The organism is Micromonospora sp. WMMD734 (genome assembly GCF_049178975.1).
Taxonomy (GTDB): domain Bacteria; phylum Actinomycetota; class Actinomycetes; order Mycobacteriales; family Micromonosporaceae; genus Micromonospora; species Micromonospora wenchangensis.
The window spans coordinates 5,181,438-5,198,859 of the sequence record NZ_JBMHMK010000001.1; the positions used below are offsets into that span (position 1 = coordinate 5,181,438).

Here is a 17,422-nt window from a genome sequence, read left to right on the forward strand (position 1 = left end):
CAAACCCCGCCACGCGGGTCAGCGGTTCGGGCGCAGCGTCCACTGGACGGTCATGGTGGCGGTGACGGTGCCGTCGGGGGTGCCGATCTCCACCGCGACCGGGAACTCCGGGCGCTGCCCGGCGTCCAGTTCGGCGAGCACCTCGGCCGGGGGACGACCGAGCCGCGCGGTGGCCCGCACCTCCCCCATCGCCACCCGCCGGTACGCGATGTCGGCCCGTACGGCCAGCGGCGTGGCCCGGTCGAGCATCTGCCCGAACGCCGCCATCACCACCGCGCCGGAGGCGGTCTCGCCGAGGGTGAACAGGGCGCCGGCGTGCGGACCGCCGACGTGGTTGTGGGTGGCCGGCGAGTCGGGCAGCCGGACGACGGCCCGGACCCCACCCTCGGCCTCGGGCGCGACCTCGACGAACTCGAAGCCGAGCGTGCGGGCGAACGGGACGGCCCGGAGCACCCCGGCCGCCACCTCGCGGGAGTCAACGGTCATGACCCTGACGTTACCCGCGGGTAAATACCCCGCCAATACCGTGCGCGATTGTCGCCGACATTGCGTCAGGTGGACCTGCGGACACCGCCGTTCCAGCGGACCCGGCTGCATGGCGCGACCACACCGTGCACGCGGCGGCCCGTCAGCGCCAGCCGACGTCGATGCGGTCGCCGCGCTCGTCGAAGAAGTGCAGGGCGTCCATCCGGACCGCGACCGCCATCGGGTGTCCCGCCGCGATCGCCGGGTACGGGGCCAGCCGGACCGCCAGCTCGGCCGGGCGGCGGTGGTGCCGGCCCGGGTCGTTCAGCACGCTGGTGCGGTTGCCGCCGGGCGTCCGGTCGACCTCCTCCGGGTCGGTGGCCCGCCCGGTGAGCCGGGACATGACCTGGCCGAAGCGGCGCAGCCCGCGCTGGCCGGGGGCGGCGTCGTCGGCGGGGGCGCTCATCTCGTCGACCATGATGGCGGTGGCGCCGATGTCGAGGAAGGCAAGCGACTCGTGCCCGTGGTGCTCCAGGTAACGCACCCGGCCCTGGAGCACGTCACCGGGGGTGTCCGGGGCGACCGGGGTGAGCGCCTCGGCCCGCATCCCGACCACGATCCGCTCGCCGTGGTAGTGCGCCACCGCCCGGCTGCGGATGTCGTCCCACGGCAGGTAGAGCGCCTGGTCGCCGAGAGTCAGCGTGACGTACCGGTCGAGGTGGACGTAGACCGACGCCTCCAGCAGGTTCATCCGGGGGCTGCCGAGGAACGCCGCGACGTAGAGGGTCGCCGGGCGGCCGTACACCTGGGTGGGGGTGCCGACGTCCTGGAGCACGCCCTTGCGCATGATGGCCACCCGGTCGGCCATGGTCAGCGCCTCGGCCTGGTCGTGGGTGACGTAGATGGTGGTGACGCCCAGCTCGCGGGTCAGCGCGGAGATCTCGGCGCGCAGCTCGGCCCGCAGGCCGCTGTCCAGGTTGGACAGCGGCTCGTCCATCAGGAACAGCCCCGGCCGGCGGACGATCGCCCGGCCCATCGCGACCCGCTGCCGCTGGCCGCCGGAGAGCTGGCTCGGTTTGCGGCCGAGCACGTCGCCGATGCCGAGCGCGCTCGCCACGTCCTGCACCCGCTCGCCCCGGGGCACCGGCTCGACCCCGGACAGCTTCAGCGGGAAGCCGATGTTGTCGCCGACGGACATGTGCGGATAGAGCGCGAAGTCCTGGAAGACCATGGCGATCTTCCGGTCACGCGGCGGCAGGTCGTTGGCGACCTCGCCGTCGAGCATCACCGCGCCGGTGGTCGGCTCGGCCAGGCCCGCGATCATCCGCAACACGGTCGACTTCCCGCAGCCGGACGGGCCCAGTAGCACCATGAACTCCCCGTCGACGACGTCGAGACTGACGTTGTCGACGGCGATCGTCCCGTCCGGGAATACCTTTGTGACGTCCTTCAGCGCGACGGTGGTCACCGTCTCCTCCCCCAGCTTGGCCGAACCCCGGGTTGACTGTGACGAGCATCATCGGGTTAGCACATCGGGTAAACGTGCCATGTTCGGCTGATGACAGCCCTATTACGGGCCAGTACGGCGATCCGCCCGGATCCTCACCCCGGTTCACCGAGGAACACCCGCCGGACCACCCGTTCCGCCGCGTGTCCGTCGTCCCAGCCGCAGAACCGTTCCCGGAACGCCCGCCGGGCCCGCTCGGCCGGTGGAGCAGCCTCCGCGCCGGAACGGAAGACCTCCCGGAGTTCGTCGAAGGTCAGCGCGACCGCGCCCGGCGGCTCGGCGGTCACGTCGAAGTACACCCCCCGGGCCAGCCGGTAGGCGTCCCGGTCCGGCGCGTAGATCACGATCGGCCGGTCCAGCACCGCGTAGTCGAACATCGCCGACGAGTAGTCGGTGACCAGCACGTCGGCGGCCAGGTAGAGGTCCTCGACGGTGCCGACGTCACTGACGTCGACCACCCGCCCCCCGGCCCGCCGCCGGACCCGGCCCTCCCGGTCGTGGAAGTAGTGGCTGCGCACCAGCAACCGACCGGCCGGCCCGAGCACCTCCAGCAGCCGGTACGGGTCGAACGGCGGCCGGTAGCCGGGCAGGTGCTCGCGGTGGGTCGGCGCGTAGAGCACCACCCGCTCGTCCGGGGCGATCCCGAGCCCGGCCCGGACCGCGCGCACCTCCTCGGCGGTGGCGGTGACCAGCCGGTCGTTGCGCGGGTAGCCCACCTCCAGCCGGACGTAGTCCGCCGGGTAGGCGCGGTCCCACATCTGGGTGGAGAACGCGTTGGAGGTGATGCTGTAGTCCCACCGGTCCACCCGCCGCAGCAGCCCGGCGAAGTCCATTCCGACCGCGCCGAGCGGGTACCGCTGCTGGTCCAGGCCCATCACCTTGACCGGGGTGCCGTGGTGGGTCTGCACGTGCACCTGGCCGGGACGCTTGCGCACGAAGTCCGGGAAGTTGACGTTGTTGACCAGCCAGCGGGCCCGCGCCAGCACCCGCTGGGCGTCGCGGGTGCCGGCCACGACGTACTCGGTGCCGGGCGGCAGGGTGTCGACCCGGTCCCGGCGCACGATCCACACCCCCCGTACCTGCGGGGCGAGCCGGCGGGCGGCGGCGTGCACCGCCGCCGGGTTGCAGGCGTAGCCCCGGTACCAGTAGGCGGCGTAGACGGCGAGCGTCGGGTCGATCGGCCGGCGCAGCTCGGCCCGGTAGTACTCGTGCAGCAGGGCGTCCCGGGTCAGCCGGGCGGTCCGCCGGGCCACCGGCCGGACCCGCCGGCCGGTCACCCGCGCGGTCTCCCGGGCCTGGTTGACGGCGCGCAACGCGCTGAAGGTGTGCCACCGGCCGGCGGCGACCAGCCGGTGCTTGAGCCCGTCCCCGCCGTCCGGCACCGGGTAGCCGCCGGGCGGGCGGAAGCGCCGGTGGTCGGCGGTGATCCGCCGGAAGAACGCCTGCCGCAGCGCGGGGGCGATCCGGTCGCCGTTGCCGAGCACGGTGAGGTAGTGCCAGATCATCCGCTCGAACACCGCCGGGCGCAGGCCCGCCAGCTCGGGCCGGTCGTCGAGGAAGGCGAACACCCGGTGCCACTGGTCGAAGACCTCGAAGTGCCGGTCGTCGAGGGTCCGGGTGATCGCGCCCGCCCGACGCTGCCGGTAGTGCACGCAGACCCGGTCGAGCACGCCGATCCGCCCGGCGGCCAGCAGCACCGGGTAGCTGAACGCGACGTCCTCGTACCAGCCGGGGGCGAAGCGCAGCCCGAGGCCGGTCAGGAACTCCCGGCGGACCAGCCGGTTCCAGGCGGTGTGCAGCAGGCGCAGCGTCTCGGGCCGCTCCGCCAGCCGGAACGTCGCCGCGCCCGGCGGGTCGCCGAAGACCTCCGGCAGGGCGCTGCGGGTGGCGCTCTCGTCCCAGTGCACCCGGACGTGGTCGACCAGCAGCACGTCGGGGCGGGTGGCGGTGAGCCGGTCGGCGACCTCGGTCAGGCAGTCGGGGGCGAGCCGGTCGTCGCCGTCGAGGAACCAGACGTACTCGCCGGTGGCCCGGTCCAGCCCGGCGTTGCGGGCCGGACCGAGCCCGACGTTGCGCGGCAGGCGTACCGCGCGGACCCGGGGGTCACGGGCGGCGTACTCGTCGAGGATGTCGCCGCAGGCGTCCGGGGACCCGTCGTCGACCCCGATCACCTCGATGTCCCGGTACGGCTGCCCGAGCAGCGAGTCCAGGCACTCGCGCAGGTAGCCCTGCACCCGGAAGGCCGGTACGACGAAGCTGATCAGCGTCATCCGCCCCGCCCCCGTCGTCAGCCCGGCGAGGCACCCCGCACGGGTACGGCCGCCGCCCGGCCCGCGCGGGCCGGCAGGACCACCCAGGCCAGCACGACACTCGCCACGAAAACCACCAGAAGGTACGTACCGATTGTAGCCATGGCAGGGGCGGCAAATCCGGCGATCGCCGCCACCGCCAGCAGCACCGAACGCCCCTCCCAGCCCAGCGTCCAGGGGTGCAACGGTGGCGCCGCCTGCCGCTTCTCCAACCGGGCGGTCAGGTCGTAGTGGTGCACGGTCAGCACGAAGACGTACCCGAAGACCAGCCAGGCCGGCACCCCGCCGATCACCCCGACCACGGCGGCGAACAGGTACTCCCCGGCCCGCAGCGCCGCCGGCACCAGCCAGTCCAGCGGCCCGTTGTGCGCCGCGCCCGCACCCAGCCCGGCGACCAGCAGCACCACCAACGCCACCGGCAGCCACCAGCGCAGGCCGCCCGGGTCGCCGTCACCGGCCACCCGCAGCAGCCCCAGCACCAGCAGCACCGCCGGCCCGAGCGCCCCGAGCACCGCCAGGGTCAACGGGCCCATCGGCCGGACCACCGGCAGCCGGGCCGCCAGCGGACCATCGTCGCGGTGCAGCGTCGCGTCGACGGTGTCCAGCACCGGCACCCACATCCAACGCGCCCGCAGGGTCCGCAACGCGCCCGTGTAACCGAACGCCAGCACCCCCCACACCAGCACCGAGACCAGGCTGACCAGTGGCCCGAACAGCGCGGCGGTGACCGCGATCAACGCCCACCGCTCACCGATCGGGAAGACCACCGTGCGCTTCAACCAGTACGACACCGAGCCGGTGTCCGCCTGCACCCGGGTCGACGCGGCGTTCAGCTTCCCGCCGATCCCCCCGGCCGCCGGGCCGGCCGGGCGGGGACGCCGGGCCGCCTCGTCGTGCAGCACCCCGTACCAGGCGTCGGTCATGTGCCTGACGGTCTGCAGGGTCATCGCCGCGATGGCCAGCGCCCAGCCGTAGCGGAACCCGGCGTGCGTCGCGCCGTAGCCCAACCCGGCGTAGACCAGGTACTCCTTCGCCCGGTCGGCCATCGTGTCCAGCCAGCCGCCCCAGGCGCTGAAGTGCCTGGTGTAGCGGGCCAACTGCCCGTCCACGCAGTCCAGCACGAACCCCAGGTAGAGCAGGACCGCGCCGGCCACCAGGGCGGGCCGGCCACCGACGCCGAAGAGCACCGCCGCGACCACCGCGAACAGCACCGAGATCATGGTGACCCCGGTCGGCGTCAGGCCCAGCCGGGCACACGCCTTCGTCACGTACGGCGACCAGGTGCTGACGAAGTAGGTGGTGAAGAAGTCGTCGCGTTCCTTCACCGACAGCCGCAGCTGCGCCCGGTCCTCGTCCACCCCGGCCAGGGCCGTCTCGGCGGCGGCCAGCCCGACCGGATCGGCGACCCGGTGCGCCACCAGCAGGCGTACCCGGTGGGCGAAGGTCAGGGTGCCGAGGTCGGCCAGCGCGGCGAACAGCCGGTCCACGGCGACGCCTGACGCCGGGGCGACGGCCGCCGAGCGGGCGGCGGCGGCCAGCGCCGGCAGGTCGTCCGCGCCGACCCGCAGCGCGCCGCCGAAGACGCCGGTGGCGTCGGGCAGCTCCGGGCCGGCGTCGACCACCTGCCCGCGCTCCTCGCGCACCAGCGTCGCGCCGGCGGCCGGCGGGTCGGTGAGCACCAGGGCCACCGTCGGGCCGACCGGGCTGGTCGCCAGGTGCCGCAGTACGGCCGTGTGCGCGACCAGGTCGCCCCCGGTGACCAGGACCGGGCCGGTGACGGTGTCCACCAGGGCGGCAAGCGCCTGCAGGTCGGCGACGGTGTGCACCCGCTGTGCCCCGGCCCGGTGCAACTGCCCGGCGAGCCGGTCGGCAAGCGGTTCACCCGTGCCGGTGGGCAGGCCCGCGGCCGACGCACCGGCGGCGAGCACGATCGCCACGGTCATCGCGGCACCGCGGCGTGGTACGCGTCGAGCGCCTCGGCGACCGTCCCGTCCACGGTCAGCCGCCCGCCGTCGAGATAGAGCCCCCGACGGCAGAACCGGGTCAGGTCCTTCTCGTTGTGTGACACCAGCACCAAGGTGCGCCCCTCCGCGAGCAGTCGGTCGATCGTCGAGTAACACTTCTGGCGGAACTCCGCGTCGCCCACCGCGGTCACCTCGTCCATCAGCAGGATCGGGTGCGGCAGGTGCGAGATGATCGCGAACCCGAGCCGCACCTTCATCCCCGACGAGTAGTGCCGTACCGAGGTGTCGATGGCCCGTTCCACCTGCTCACCGGCGAACCCGACGATGTCGTCGAAGTGCCGCCGCAGGTAGCCGGTGGAGAGCCCGTGCAGCCCGCCGACCAGGTAGAGGTTCTCCCGGCCGGTCAGGTCGTTGGAGAAGCCGGCCGACAGTTCCAGCAGCGGCGCGACGTCACCGGAGACGGTGATCCGCCCCTCGTCGGGGATGAGCACCCCGGCGATCAGCCGCAGCAGGGTGCTCTTGCCGGTGCCGTTGCGCCCGATCACGCCCAGCGTGTCACCCGGCGCGACGGTGAACGAGACGTCCCGCAGCGGCCAGAACTGGCCGGAGGCGGCCCGGCCGCCCCGGTGGATGAACAGCTCCCGCAGCCGCAGCTGCCGACGCCGGTTGCGGACGAAGCGGATGCCGAGACCCTGCGCCTCGATGATCGGCGGCACCTACAGTTCCTTCAGCACGGCCGGTTCGAGCCGGCGGAACGCCCACCAGCCGGCCGCCAGCACCAGCAGGCTGCCGGCGATCGTGGTGGTCAGCAGCCGGGCGTCGGGGAACTCGTCCGGGTACCAGATGGCGTGCTGGAGCTGGAAGATGCCGACCAGCGGGTTCAGCTCGTACGCCACCTTCACCCAGCCCGGCATGCCCGACTCCCGGACCAGGCTGAGCGGGTAGATGATCGGGGTGGCGTAGAACAGCACCCGGATGACCAGCCGCATGAGCCGTTCCACGTCGCGCATCAGCACGTTCGCCGCGGACAGCAGCAGGGCCAGCCCGATCAGCAGGGTGCCCTGCACGGCGACGGCCAGCGGCAAACTCAGCAGCGACCAGCCCAGCTCGATCCGGCCGTTGGCGGCGTAGACGACGGCGACGGCCAGCAGGATCGGCAGGCCGGCGACGTACTCGGCGAACCGGCCGGTGACCCGGCCGATCGGGAAGACCTGCCGGGGCACGTTCATGGTGGTGATCAGGCGGGACTGCCCGGTCAGCGCGTTGGTCGCCTCGCTCAGCGCCGAGCTGGTCCACATCCAGGCGAAGATGCCGGTGACCAGAAACAGCGGGTACGACCCGGCGGCCTCGCCGAGGTGCCTGTTGGTCGGCCCGGAATAGAGCACCCCGAAGACGAAGAAGTAGATCGCGCCCATCCCCAGCGGCTCGATCAGCGACCAGAGGTAACCGAGCACGGATTGCTGGTACTTCACCGCGAGGTCGCGTCTGACCAGGATGCGCAGCGAGTTGCGGTGCGACCACAACGCCGTGACGCCTGCGGTCACCGTCGCCTCCCGCCTGACAACAACGGACGACAGGTTAGCAGCCGGTGAACGAACGCCCCTCAGCACTCGATCACGTTGACGGCCAGGCCGCCGCGTGCCGTCTCCTTGTACTTGACCTTCATGTCCGCCCCGGTCTCGCGCATGGTCTTGATGACCTTGTCGAGCGAGACGTGGTGCACCCCGTCGCCGCGCAGCGCGAGCCGGGCCGCCGTGATCGCCTTGATGCTAGCCACCGCGTTGCGTTCGATGCAGGGGATCTGCACCAGCCCCCCGACCGGGTCGCAGGTCAACCCGAGGTTGTGCTCCATGCCGATCTCGGCGGCGTTCTCCACCTGCTCGGGGGTGCCGCCGAGCGCCTCGGCCAGCCCGGCGGCGGCCATCGAGCACGCCGACCCGACCTCGCCCTGGCAGCCCACCTCGGCCCCGGAGATCGAGGCGTTCTCCTTGAACAGCACCCCGATCGCCCCGGCGGCCAGCAGGAACCGCACCACCCCCTCGTCGGAGGCGTCGGGCACGAACCGGGTGTAGTAGTGCAGCACCGCCGGGATGATCCCGGCCGCACCGTTCGTCGGGGCGGTCACCACCCGGCCACCGGCGGCGTTCTCCTCGTTGACCGCGAGCGCGAACAGGGTCACCCAGTCCATCACGCGCAGCGGGTCGGTCGCGCCCGCGTCGGCCTCCAGGCTGCGGCGCAACTCGGCGGCGCGCCGCCGGACCCGCAACCCGCCCGGCAGTACGCCGTCGCGGGTGCCGCCCCGGGCCACGCACTCCCGCATCACCCGCCAGATGTCCAGCAGCCCGGCCCGCACGTCCGCCTCGCTGCGCCAGGACAGCTCGTTGGCGAGCATCACCCCGCTGATCGACAGGCCGGTGCCGGCGGTGACGTCGAGTAGTTCGGCACCGGTCGAGAAGGGGTGCCGCACGGCGGTGGTGTCGGCGGTGATCCGGTCCGCCCCGGCCGCCGCCTCGTCCACCACGAACCCGCCACCGACCGAGTAGTACGTCCGGGTGCGCAGCTGTGCGCCCGCCGCGTCCCAGGCCGAGAAGACCATCCCGTTCGGGTGGTACGGCAGCGACCGGCGGCGGTGCAGCACCAGGTCCCGGTCCGGTTCGAAGTCGATCTCCTGGCTGCCGAGCAGGGCGAGCCGGCGACGGGCGCGGATCTCGGCGACCCGGGGGCCGACGCTGTCGGTGTCCACCGTCTCCGGGCTCTCGCCGGCCAACCCGAGCAGCACCGCCCGGTCGCTGCCGTGGCCGTGGCCGGTCGCGCCCAGCGAGCCGAACAGTTCGGCCCCGACCCGGGTGACGGTGTGCAGCAGCCCGTCGGCCTTCAGCCCGGCGACGAAGGTGCGCCCGGCCCGCATCGGGCCCACCGTGTGGGAGCTGGACGGGCCGATGCCGACACTGAAGAGGTCGAAGACACTGATCATCGCTGCGCTTCCTCGCCGCCGCCCGGTGGTGCCGGGTCCGGCCGGGTCCGTGGCCGCCGGGGTCCCCGGTGACCTGCTGATCCCGCCCGGGGTGGGGCGGTGTCGATCGGCGAGCCTACCCGCCCCGGCCCACCGCACCCCGTCGTCCGCACCCCGTCGTCGCGTCGGCAGGCGTCGGCCGGGGTCGACTCGGGTAACCACCTACGGGTACCGGGTCACCGGATCACCCTCGGGACGGAGGGCACGGTGGCCGCCCCTTCCTACCGTGGAACGCAGCGCGGCGGATCGCCGCAGAGTGGGAGTACGACGATGAGTCGCAAACTGGTCCGACCCCGCGAGGGGCGCATGCTCGCCGGTGTCTGTGCCGGCCTGGCCCGCCGGTTCAACACCTCGGCCACCCTGGTCCGGCTGCTGTTCCTGCTGTCGCTGCTGCTGCCCGGCACGCAGGTGATCATCTACCTGGTGCTGTGGATCCTGATGCCCAACGAGGACCGCTACGCCACCACCAGCCACTGACCGCCCCGGCGCGGTCGCGCCCGGCAGGATCGCGCCCGGTGATCAAGAGGTTTGCGTCAACTTGGAGATCAACGCTGACGCAAACCTCTTGATCACGAAGACCGCGGTCGAACCCGCTTCGGGTCAGGGGGCCGTATAGGTGATGGTGATCTTCTCGTAGCCGAGCGAGCGGAGCAGGCCCTCCAGCATCTTGCGGGTGTTCTCCTCGGCGCGCTTGGCCAGGCCGCTGTCCCGGGCCGCCGCGGTGATCCGCTCCTCGGCCATCCGGTAGACCTGCTGCTGCCGGTTGGGGTCGCCCTTGACCAGGTCACCGATCCGGTTGAACAGGCCGCGCTCCTCGGCGAAGACGTAGCTCTTGTCCATGTCGAGGTTGGTCTCGCCGAGCTGCGGCGCGGGCAGCTTGATTTCGACGGACTTGCCGTCGGCGGACGGCACCACCGCGCCCTCGCCGATCTTGCCGAAGTCGACGTACGCCTCGACGCTGCCCGCCCCGACGAACAGCGTCCGCTGGTTGAGCAGGAACTCCGGCACGTTGTCGCGGTCGTTCTGGAGGTCGACCACGACCTGGAAGTTGCCCTCGGCCGCCACGTAACGGCTCAGATCCTGGATCGACTTGAGCAGCGGCGGCTGGCTGCGGTCGGTCTGTTCCTTGGCGAACGGGTTGCGGAACTCCGGGAAGATCCCGGTCACCTGTGTGCCGAGCAGCACCACCACGACCAACGCCGCCGCGCCGAGCACCCAGAGCAGGCCCCGGGCCGGGCCGCCACCGGTGCGGGGCGGGTCGGCCGGTGGGGTGTCGGGGTCGACCGGGTCGCCCGACCGGGTGCGCAGTGTGTCGGCGGTCGGGTAGCCGGGGAACTCACTCTGGGGGGTTTCACCGTCGCGGGCCATCGCCCTCACCGTCCTCGTCAGACACGTGCTTCTGTCGATGACGGTACGGCCACCGTACGACGCGCGCGCGGCGAGCGACCCGAACGGGTGACGGGAGGACGTCAGCCGAAGGCGGACAAGCCGGTGAGCCGCTGCCCGACGACCAGCTGGTGGATCTCGGAGGTGCCCTCGTAGGTGAGCACGCTCTCCAGGTTGTTGGCGTGCCGCATCACCGGGTACTCGCCGGAGACCCCGTTCGCGCCGAGGATCGTCCGGCACTGCCGGGCGATCGCCAGCGCCTCCCGCACGTTGTTCAGCTTGCCCACGCTGACCTGGTCCGGTCGCAGCGTGCCCGCGTCGGCCAGCCGGCCCAGGTGCAGGGCGAGCAGCAGGCCCTTGTTCCACTCCACCGCCATGTCGGCGAGCTTGGCCTGGGTGAGCTGGAAGCCGGCCAGCGGCCGACCGAACTGGGTCCGGGTGCCGGCGTACGACAGCGCCGTCTCCAGACAGTCCCGGGCCGCGCCGAGCGCGCCCCAGACGATGCCCTGCCGGGCCTCGGTCAGGCAGCTCAGCGGCGCCTTGAGCCCGACCGCGCCGGGCAGCAGGGCGTCCGCCGGCAGCCGCACCCCGTCGAGGGCGATCTCGCCGGTCACCGAGGCCCGCAGCGACATCTTGCGGCGGATCTCGCGCGCCGTCACCCCGGGGGTGTCCATCGGTACGAGGAAACCCCGCACCCCCTCGTCGGTGCGCGCCCAGATCACCCCGACGTCGGCGACCGGCGCATTGGTGATCCACATCTTCGCGCCGTCGAGGATCCAGTCGTCGCCGTCGCGGCGGGCCCGGGTGGTCATCGAGGCCGGGTCGGAGCCGTGGTCGGGCTCGGTCAGGCCGAAGCAGCCGATCGCCTCGCCGGCGGCCATCGCGGGCAGCCAGCGCTGCTTGTGCTCCTCGTCGCCGAAGCGCCAGACGGCGTACATGGCCAGCGAACCCTGCACCGACACCAGGGAGCGGACGCCGGAGTCGCCGGCCTCCAGCTCCAGGCAGGCCAACCCGTACGCGACCATCGAGGCGCCGGCGCAGCCGTACCCGGTCAGGTGCATGCCGAGCAGGCCGAGGCGGCCGAACTCGCGGGCCAGGTCGCGGGCCGGGACGTCGCCGTCCTCGTACCAGCCGGCGACGTGCGGGCGGACCCGGTCGTCGACGAGCCGGCGGACGACGGCCCGGATCTGACGTTCCTCCTCGCTGAGCGAGGCGTCCACGTCCAGCAGGTCCAGCGGGGTGCCCATGGCCGCCACCTTAACGACTGCTCAGGCGGGCGTCACTCGGGCTGGCCGTTGTAGACCAGCACCCGGGCGTGGATCTGGTTGCGCTGCTGCAACGCCGCGCGCAACGCCCGGTGCAGGCCGTCCTCCAGATAGAGGCCACCGTTCCACTGCACCACGTGCGGAAACAGGTCGCCGTAGAAGGTGGAGTCCTCGGCGAGGAGCTTGTCCAGCGCCAACTCGCGCTTGGTCGTGATGAGCTGGTCCAACCGCAACGGGCGGGGCGGGATCTCCGCCCACTGCTTCAACGTCAGGTTGTGCTCCGGATAGGGACGCCCGTCCCGGACCGCCTTGAAGATCACGGCACGCTCCCCTCCCCGTGGTCGGGCCGACCCTCGGCGTGGTGCCGGGTCACGCCGAGCTGCCGCACCGTGCGGCACCGATCACGGTGCCAGCCTATCCGTCCCCGCCACACGGCGTTCCGCTCCCCGTTGTCGGTTTCCGTGAGCCCGGCACCCGCTGCGGATGGTACGAACCGGCATCAACTCCACCGGCCGCGCCGGACCACCTCGTCCACCGGCCGACGCCCGCGCCGCAGCGACGGCGACCGATGGTCGACTGCCCGATAACCTACCGTGACCGCGCCGATCGGGTGGTACTCCCCCGGCACCCCGAACGCCTCCCGGTACGCCGGCAACCGGTCCGGTGGAATGCCGAAGAAGCACGCCCCCAGCCCCTCGTCCACGGCGGTGAGCAGCATCAGCAGCGCGGCGAAGCCGGTGTCGACGTACCAGTAGGGCACCGGCCAGCGGTCCTCCGAGCGGTCCACCCAGCCCTTGTCCGGCTCGGCGTAGCGCTCCAGGTAGGCCGAGCGGTTGGCGTGCGGCACCACGATCAGCGGGGCCCGGCGCATCCCGGCCAGCCACCGGTCCCGCCCCCCACCGCCGGGCGTGGCCGCCGTCCAGAACCGCTCCCGGTCCGCCGGCTCCTCCAGCACCAGGAAACCCCAGCCCTGGGCGAAGCCGGCCGACGGCGCCCGGACCGCGTGGTCCAGCAGCCGCTGCACCACCTCCGGCGGGACCGGACGGTCCGGGTCGTAGTTGCGCACCATCCGGCGACGCCTGACCACCTCGCCGAACTCCATGCTCAGACCCCGGGCCGGATGCCCCAGGTGCCCCGCCAGGTCTCCCCCGGGGCCAGCGCGATGACGTCCCGGCCGGACCGGAACGCGTCCGGCGGGCAGGTCATCGGCTCCACCGCCACCGACCGACGGTGCCGCTCGCCGGTCAACGCGTCCCCGGTGAAGACCTGCCACCAGCCGAACTGGTGGTCGGCCCACAGGCGCACCCCGTCCGCGTCGTCCGGGGCGGTCAGGGTCACCGACGAACCACCGTCGTCGTCCCGGATCACGTCGCCGAAGCAGAGGTCGAGCTGCGCGTCGCCGATCGGCCGGGCGGTGGTCCAGTCGTACTCGGTGCCGGCCACCGGGGTCGCCCCGATCGGCAGCAGCCGGGCGTCGACCTGGAGCCGGCTACGGGCCGGCAACCGCATCGTCAGGTCGTCCACCGCCACCCCGGCCAGCCGCAGGTACGGGTGCACCGAGAACCCGAACGGTGCGGCTTCGGCCCCGGTGTTGGTCACCTCGTGCTCGCCGCGCAACCCGTCCACCCCCACACTCCACCGGGTCCGCAGCCGCAGCGACCACGGGTAGCCGGGGGTCGGCGGCAGATCGTAACCGAGGGTCACCGCGTCGGCCGATTCCTCGACCGGCTGCCAGCGCACCCAGTTGACCAGGCCGTGCAGGGCGACCCCCCGGGCCGGCTCGGTCAGGTCCAGCTGCAACGACCGGCCGCCGAAGGAGTATTGCCCGTCCCTGATCCGGTTCGGCCAGGGCGCCAGCACGTGCCCGGCGCTACCGGGGCTGATCTCGTCCTCGGCGTACCCGTCGAGGTAGTCGACCCCGTCCCGCCGGTAGGTCCGTACCCCGCCGCCGACCTCGACGATGACGGCCTCGTGGCCGTCGGCGGCGATGGTCCACTGTGTCCCCGAGGGCGGGCGGTGCGCAGCGTTGTCCATGTCGTGACCTTAGTCGGTGCCCGGCCCGGCCCGCCGGACCCGGCGCACCCGTCCCACCGGGCGCGCGGTCAGCTGCGGTCCTCCGTCACCGTGCCGGCCCGGTAGCGCAGCAGGGCCGGGAAGCACGCCACCAGCAGCACCGCCAACCCGGCCGAGAGCAGCCCGCCGGCGACCCAGGCGACCGAGCCACCGAACCCGGCGGCCATCGCCCCGGCCCGCAGGTCGCCCAGTCGGGGCCCGCCGGCCACCACCACCGTGTTCACCCCCTGGAGCCGGCCGCGCATCCGGTCCGGCGCGTAGACCAGCAGCATCGACTGCCGCAGCACCGCGCTGACCAGGTCCGCCGCCCCGGCCACCGCGAGCAGCAGCACCACCAGCCACAGCTGCCGGGCCAGCCCGGCCGCCGCGATGGCCAGCCCCCAGCCGACCACCGCCACCACCAGGGCGAGCCCCTGCCGCCGCAGCCGGCCGATCCAGCCGGAGGTCAGGCCGCCCAGCATCGCGCCGATCGCGATGGCGCTGTAGAGCCAGCCCACCGCCGCCCCGCCGCCGAACCGTTCCTGTGCCACCTCGGGGAAGAGCGCCCGGGGCATGGCCAGGATCATCGCGATCAGGTCGATGGCGAACGAGGAGAGCAGCACCGGCGTGGTGGCCAGGTAGCGGAACCCGTCGAGGATGCCGGCCAGGCCACCCCGGCGCACCTCCCCCTCGGTCGGTGGGGCCGGGGGCATCGCGGGCAGCCGTACCGTCGCCACCACCAGCGCGGTGAACAGCAGCGCGTCGGCGGCGTAGGCGACCGGCAGCCCGGCGTCGGTGCCGAAGGTGGCGAAGACCAGGCCGGCGGCGAGCGGGCCGGCCACCGACGCGGCGGTGAAGGTGGTGTAGTTCAGGGTGCTGCCCGCCGGGACCAGCTCGGGCGGGAGCAGCCGGGGCAGGATCGCCGACCGGGCCGGCGAGCTGATCGCGAACGCGATCGAGTGCACGGTCACCAGCGCCAGCAGCAGCACCGGGCTGCCGATCCCGGACAGCGCGTGCCCGAGCAGGCCGAGCATCGACACCCAGAGCAGCGCCGAGCCGACCAGCAGCACCCGCCGCCGGTCCCGGGCGTCGGCCACCGCCCCGCCCCACAGGCCGAAGACCAGCAGCGGCAGGAAACCCGCCACCCCGAGCAGCCCGACCCAGAACGAGTCCCGGGTCAGCGCGTACATCTCCACCGGCACGGCGACCGCGGTGAACTGGAACCCGAACATCGCCACCGTGTTGCCGAGCCACATCCGGCGGTACGCGGGAACCCGCAGCGGACGCAGGTCGATGGCCAACCGGCGGGCCCGACCCGTCCGGGCCGGTGTGACCGCGGTCACGGGGCCAGCCGCTCGACGACCCAGTCGCCCCCCTCGGCCCGACGGAACCGCAGCCGGTCGTGCAGCCGCCCGGCCCGGCCCTGCCAGAACTCCACCGTCTCCGGCCGGACCCGGAACCCACCCCAGTACGGAGGCGTCGGGACCGGCGTGCCGGCCGGGAACCGCTCCGCCACCTCCCGGTACGCCTCCTCGAGCGCGGCCCGGTCCGGCACCACCGCCGACTGGGTGCTCGCCCAGGCCCCGAGCTGGGAGCCGCGCGGCCGGGAGGCGAAGTACGCCTCGGTCCCGGGCCGGTCGACGTGCTCCACCCGACCGCTCACCACCACCTGCCGCTGCATCGCGAACCAGGGGAAGACCAGGCTGGCCCACGGGTTGTCGGCCAGCTCGGTGCCCTTGCGCGAGCCGTGGTTGGTGAAGAAGACGAACCCCTGCGGGTCGTACTCCTTGAGCAGCACGGTACGGCCGCTGGGCCGGCCGGCGGCGTCGGCGGTGCCGAGGACCATCGCGTTCGGCTCGGGCAGGCCGGCGGTGACCGCGTCGGCGAGCCAGCGGCCGAACTGGGTGGGCCAGTCGGCGGCCAGATCCGGCTCGGAAAGTCCCAGGTCGGCGGCGTATTCGTGCCGCATGGCCGCCAGCGCGGGTGTGTCGCCCGTCACGTCGTCCTCCTCATGCCGGCCGTCCCGCGTCCCGGCGACGCCGGTCGGCCCACCGATCAGTCTCACGGAGCGGACCCCGGCGTCCAGCGGCGGGGATGTCGTGTGCAGCACAGTCGCAGCGGGTCGCGCGCTTGGTTACTCACCAGGCAAGATGACGAGAAGACATCCCTGAGGGTCGCCGTAGGTACCGGGCCGGACCAAGCCCGTAACGGGCGCACCGAGCCAGAAGCCAGGAGACGACATGGCCGACTTCAAACCGGGCCTCGAAGGCGTCGTGGCCTTCGAGACCGAGATCGCCGAACCGGACCGCGAGGGTGGCGCGCTGCGCTACCGGGGCGTGGACATCGAGGATCTGATCGGCCAGGTCTCCTTCGGCAACGTCTGGGCCCTGCTGGTCGACGGCCGCTTCGGCCCCGGCCTACCGCCCGCCGAGCCGTTCCCGGTGCCGGTGCACTCCGGCGACATCCGCGTCGACGTGCAGTCCGCGGTCGCCATGCTCGCGCCGTACTGGGGGCTCAGTCAGCTGCTCGACATCTCCGACGTCCAGGCCCGTGCCGACCTGGCCCGGGTCTCGGTCACCGCGCTGTCCTTCGTCGCCCAGTCCGCCCGTGGGCTGGGCCTGCCGGCGGTGCCGCAGAAGGAGATCGACAAGGCGGAGACGATCGTCGAGCGGTTCATGAAGCGCTGGCGCGGCGAGCCCGACCCGCGGCACGTCAAGGCCGTCGACGCGTACTTCATCTCGGCCGCCGAGCACGGCCTCAACGCCTCCACCTTCACCGCCCGGATCGTCGCCTCCACCGGGGCCGACGCGGCGGCCTGCATCTCCTCGGGCATCGGCGCGCTCTCCGGCCCGCTGCACGGCGGCGCACCGTCGCGGGTGCTCACCATGCTGGAGGCCGTCGAGCGCAGCGGCGACGCCGAGGGTTACGTCAAGGGCGTCCTCGACCGGGGCGAGCGGCTGATGGGCTTCGGTCACCGGGTCTACCGGGCCGAGGACCCGCGCGCCCGGGTGCTCCGGCGCACCGCCCGGGAGCTGGGCGCACCCCGTTTCGAGGTGGCCGAGGCGCTGGAGAAGGCCGCCCTGGCCGAGCTACAGGCCCGCCGCCCGGACCGGGTCCTCGCCACCAACGTCGAGTTCTGGTCGGCCGTGGTGCTCGACTTCGCCGAGGTGCCGGCGCACATGTTCACCTCGATGTTCACCTGCGCCCGGATGGGCGGCTGGTCGGCGCACATCCTGGAGCAGAAGAAGCTCCAGCGGCTCGTCCGGCCGTCGGCCCGCTACGTCGGGCCGGGCACCCGCAAGCCGCAGCAGGTCGAGGGCTGGGACGCTATCCCGCACGGCGTCTGAGCACACCCGCTCCGCGCAGGGGCGTCGACCGGCCGGTCGACGCCCCTGACGCGTCGCCGGCCACCGCCCCCGGTGTGTCCGACGCCTCAGCCCCGGGCCTGGGACCAGCCGGCA

The 17,422-nt window shown here is 73.2% G+C and carries 16 protein-coding genes; 2 read left to right on the forward strand and 14 right to left on the reverse strand.

Annotated elements, in window-relative coordinates:
* Positions 1-18: 18 nt before the first annotated feature.
* The 7 genes from ACN267_RS22190 to ACN267_RS22220 form a co-directional block, all read right to left on the reverse strand.
* Positions 19-486, reverse strand: a complete 468-nt coding sequence (locus ACN267_RS22190) for a DUF4442 domain-containing protein (RefSeq protein WP_204958832.1) — start codon at positions 484-486, stop codon at positions 19-21.
* A 142-nt stretch (positions 487-628) separates the two neighbouring features.
* Positions 629-1,933: an ABC transporter ATP-binding protein gene (locus ACN267_RS22195; RefSeq protein ID WP_204958831.1), complete on the reverse strand. Its 1,305-nt coding sequence runs from the start codon at positions 1,931-1,933 to the stop codon at positions 629-631.
* A 134-nt stretch (positions 1,934-2,067) separates the two neighbouring features.
* Positions 2,068-4,242 (reverse strand): bifunctional glycosyltransferase/CDP-glycerol:glycerophosphate glycerophosphotransferase, encoded by a 2,175-nt coding sequence (locus ACN267_RS22200; protein ID WP_421489570.1) that lies wholly within the window; start codon positions 4,240-4,242, stop codon positions 2,068-2,070.
* A gap of 17 nt (positions 4,243-4,259) precedes the next feature.
* Positions 4,260-6,224: a DUF5941 domain-containing protein gene (locus ACN267_RS22205; RefSeq protein WP_281900969.1), complete on the reverse strand. Its 1,965-nt coding sequence runs from the start codon at positions 6,222-6,224 to the stop codon at positions 4,260-4,262.
* The gene (locus tag ACN267_RS22210; RefSeq protein ID WP_204958828.1) at positions 6,221-6,961 is read right to left on the reverse strand and encodes an ABC transporter ATP-binding protein; all 741 of its coding nucleotides are present in this window, start codon (positions 6,959-6,961) and stop codon (positions 6,221-6,223) included. Before ACN267_RS22210 ends, ACN267_RS22205 begins: the two co-directional genes overlap by 4 nt.
* Positions 6,962-7,789, reverse strand: a complete 828-nt coding sequence (locus ACN267_RS22215) for an ABC transporter permease (protein ID WP_204958827.1) — start codon at positions 7,787-7,789, stop codon at positions 6,962-6,964. It abuts the gene before it with no gap.
* Positions 7,790-7,848: 59 nt separating this feature from the next.
* Positions 7,849-9,219, reverse strand: a complete 1,371-nt coding sequence (locus ACN267_RS22220) for an L-serine ammonia-lyase (RefSeq protein ID WP_421489571.1) — start codon at positions 9,217-9,219, stop codon at positions 7,849-7,851.
* 309 nt (positions 9,220-9,528) lie between these two features.
* Between ACN267_RS22220 and ACN267_RS22225 the strand changes: the two genes are divergently transcribed.
* The gene (locus ACN267_RS22225) at positions 9,529-9,735 is read left to right on the forward strand and encodes a PspC domain-containing protein (RefSeq protein ID WP_204958825.1); all 207 of its coding nucleotides are present in this window, start codon (positions 9,529-9,531) and stop codon (positions 9,733-9,735) included.
* Between the two features lie 123 nt (positions 9,736-9,858).
* Here the strand turns inward: ACN267_RS22225 and ACN267_RS22230 are convergent, their stop codons facing one another.
* The 7 genes from ACN267_RS22230 to pdxH form a co-directional block, all read right to left on the reverse strand.
* Entirely contained in the window at positions 9,859-10,626 is a 768-nt protein-coding gene (locus ACN267_RS22230) for a DUF4230 domain-containing protein (RefSeq protein WP_204958824.1), read from the reverse strand.
* A 101-nt stretch (positions 10,627-10,727) separates the two neighbouring features.
* Positions 10,728-11,891 (reverse strand): acyl-CoA dehydrogenase family protein, encoded by a 1,164-nt coding sequence (locus ACN267_RS22235; RefSeq protein ID WP_204958823.1) that lies wholly within the window; start codon positions 11,889-11,891, stop codon positions 10,728-10,730.
* A 32-nt stretch (positions 11,892-11,923) separates the two neighbouring features.
* Complete coding sequence (locus tag ACN267_RS22240) at positions 11,924-12,229, reverse strand: type II toxin-antitoxin system VapB family antitoxin (RefSeq protein WP_145917627.1); 306 nt, start codon at positions 12,227-12,229, stop codon at positions 11,924-11,926.
* Positions 12,230-12,408: 179 nt separating this feature from the next.
* A complete protein-coding gene (locus ACN267_RS22245; protein ID WP_204958822.1) occupies positions 12,409-13,011 on the reverse strand; it encodes a nitroreductase family protein in 603 nt (200 codons plus the stop codon).
* Positions 13,012-13,013: 2 nt separating this feature from the next.
* Positions 13,014-13,943: an aldose 1-epimerase family protein gene (locus ACN267_RS22250; protein ID WP_281900982.1), complete on the reverse strand. Its 930-nt coding sequence runs from the start codon at positions 13,941-13,943 to the stop codon at positions 13,014-13,016.
* 68 nt (positions 13,944-14,011) lie between these two features.
* On the reverse strand, positions 14,012-15,304 hold the full coding sequence (locus tag ACN267_RS22255) for an MFS transporter (protein WP_421489572.1): 1,293 nt from the start codon (positions 15,302-15,304) through the stop codon (positions 14,012-14,014).
* Positions 15,301-15,930 carry a pyridoxamine 5'-phosphate oxidase gene (gene pdxH / locus ACN267_RS22260; protein WP_204958976.1) on the reverse strand — a complete coding sequence of 210 codons (630 nt, stop codon included), beginning with the start codon at positions 15,928-15,930 and terminating at the stop codon, positions 15,301-15,303. Before pdxH ends, ACN267_RS22255 begins: the two co-directional genes overlap by 4 nt.
* Before the next feature lie 271 nt (positions 15,931-16,201).
* On the opposite strand from pdxH, the gene ACN267_RS22265 reads away from it, so the two are divergent.
* Positions 16,202-17,308, forward strand: a complete 1,107-nt coding sequence (locus ACN267_RS22265; protein WP_204958819.1) for a citrate synthase 2 — start codon at positions 16,202-16,204, stop codon at positions 17,306-17,308.
* Positions 17,309-17,422 lie beyond the last annotated feature (114 nt).

Bases quoted from the DNA above. Each gene is read 5' to 3' on its own strand.
- ACN267_RS22190 (WP_204958832.1), bottom strand. From the start codon at position 486: ATGACCGTTGACTCCCGCGAGGTGGCGGCCGGGGTGCTCCGGGCCGTC.
- ACN267_RS22250 (WP_281900982.1), bottom strand. From the start codon at position 13,943: ATGGACAACGCTGCGCACCGCCCGCCCTCGGGGACACAGTGGACCATC.
- ACN267_RS22220 (WP_421489571.1), bottom strand. From the start codon at position 9,219: ATGATCAGTGTCTTCGACCTCTTCAGTGTCGGCATCGGCCCGTCCAGC.
- ACN267_RS22265 (WP_204958819.1), top strand. From the start codon at position 16,202: ATGGCCGACTTCAAACCGGGCCTCGAAGGCGTCGTGGCCTTCGAGACC.
- ACN267_RS22200 (WP_421489570.1), bottom strand. From the start codon at position 4,242: ATGACGCTGATCAGCTTCGTCGTACCGGCCTTCCGGGTGCAGGGCTAC.
- ACN267_RS22245 (WP_204958822.1), bottom strand. From the start codon at position 13,011: ATGGAGTTCGGCGAGGTGGTCAGGCGTCGCCGGATGGTGCGCAACTAC.
- ACN267_RS22225 (WP_204958825.1), top strand. From the start codon at position 9,529: ATGAGTCGCAAACTGGTCCGACCCCGCGAGGGGCGCATGCTCGCCGGT.
- ACN267_RS22230 (WP_204958824.1), bottom strand. From the start codon at position 10,626: ATGGCCCGCGACGGTGAAACCCCCCAGAGTGAGTTCCCCGGCTACCCG.
- pdxH (WP_204958976.1), bottom strand. From the start codon at position 15,930: ATGCGGCACGAATACGCCGCCGACCTGGGACTTTCCGAGCCGGATCTG.
- ACN267_RS22205 (WP_281900969.1), bottom strand. From the start codon at position 6,224: ATGACCGTGGCGATCGTGCTCGCCGCCGGTGCGTCGGCCGCGGGCCTG.
- ACN267_RS22235 (WP_204958823.1), bottom strand. From the start codon at position 11,891: ATGGGCACCCCGCTGGACCTGCTGGACGTGGACGCCTCGCTCAGCGAG.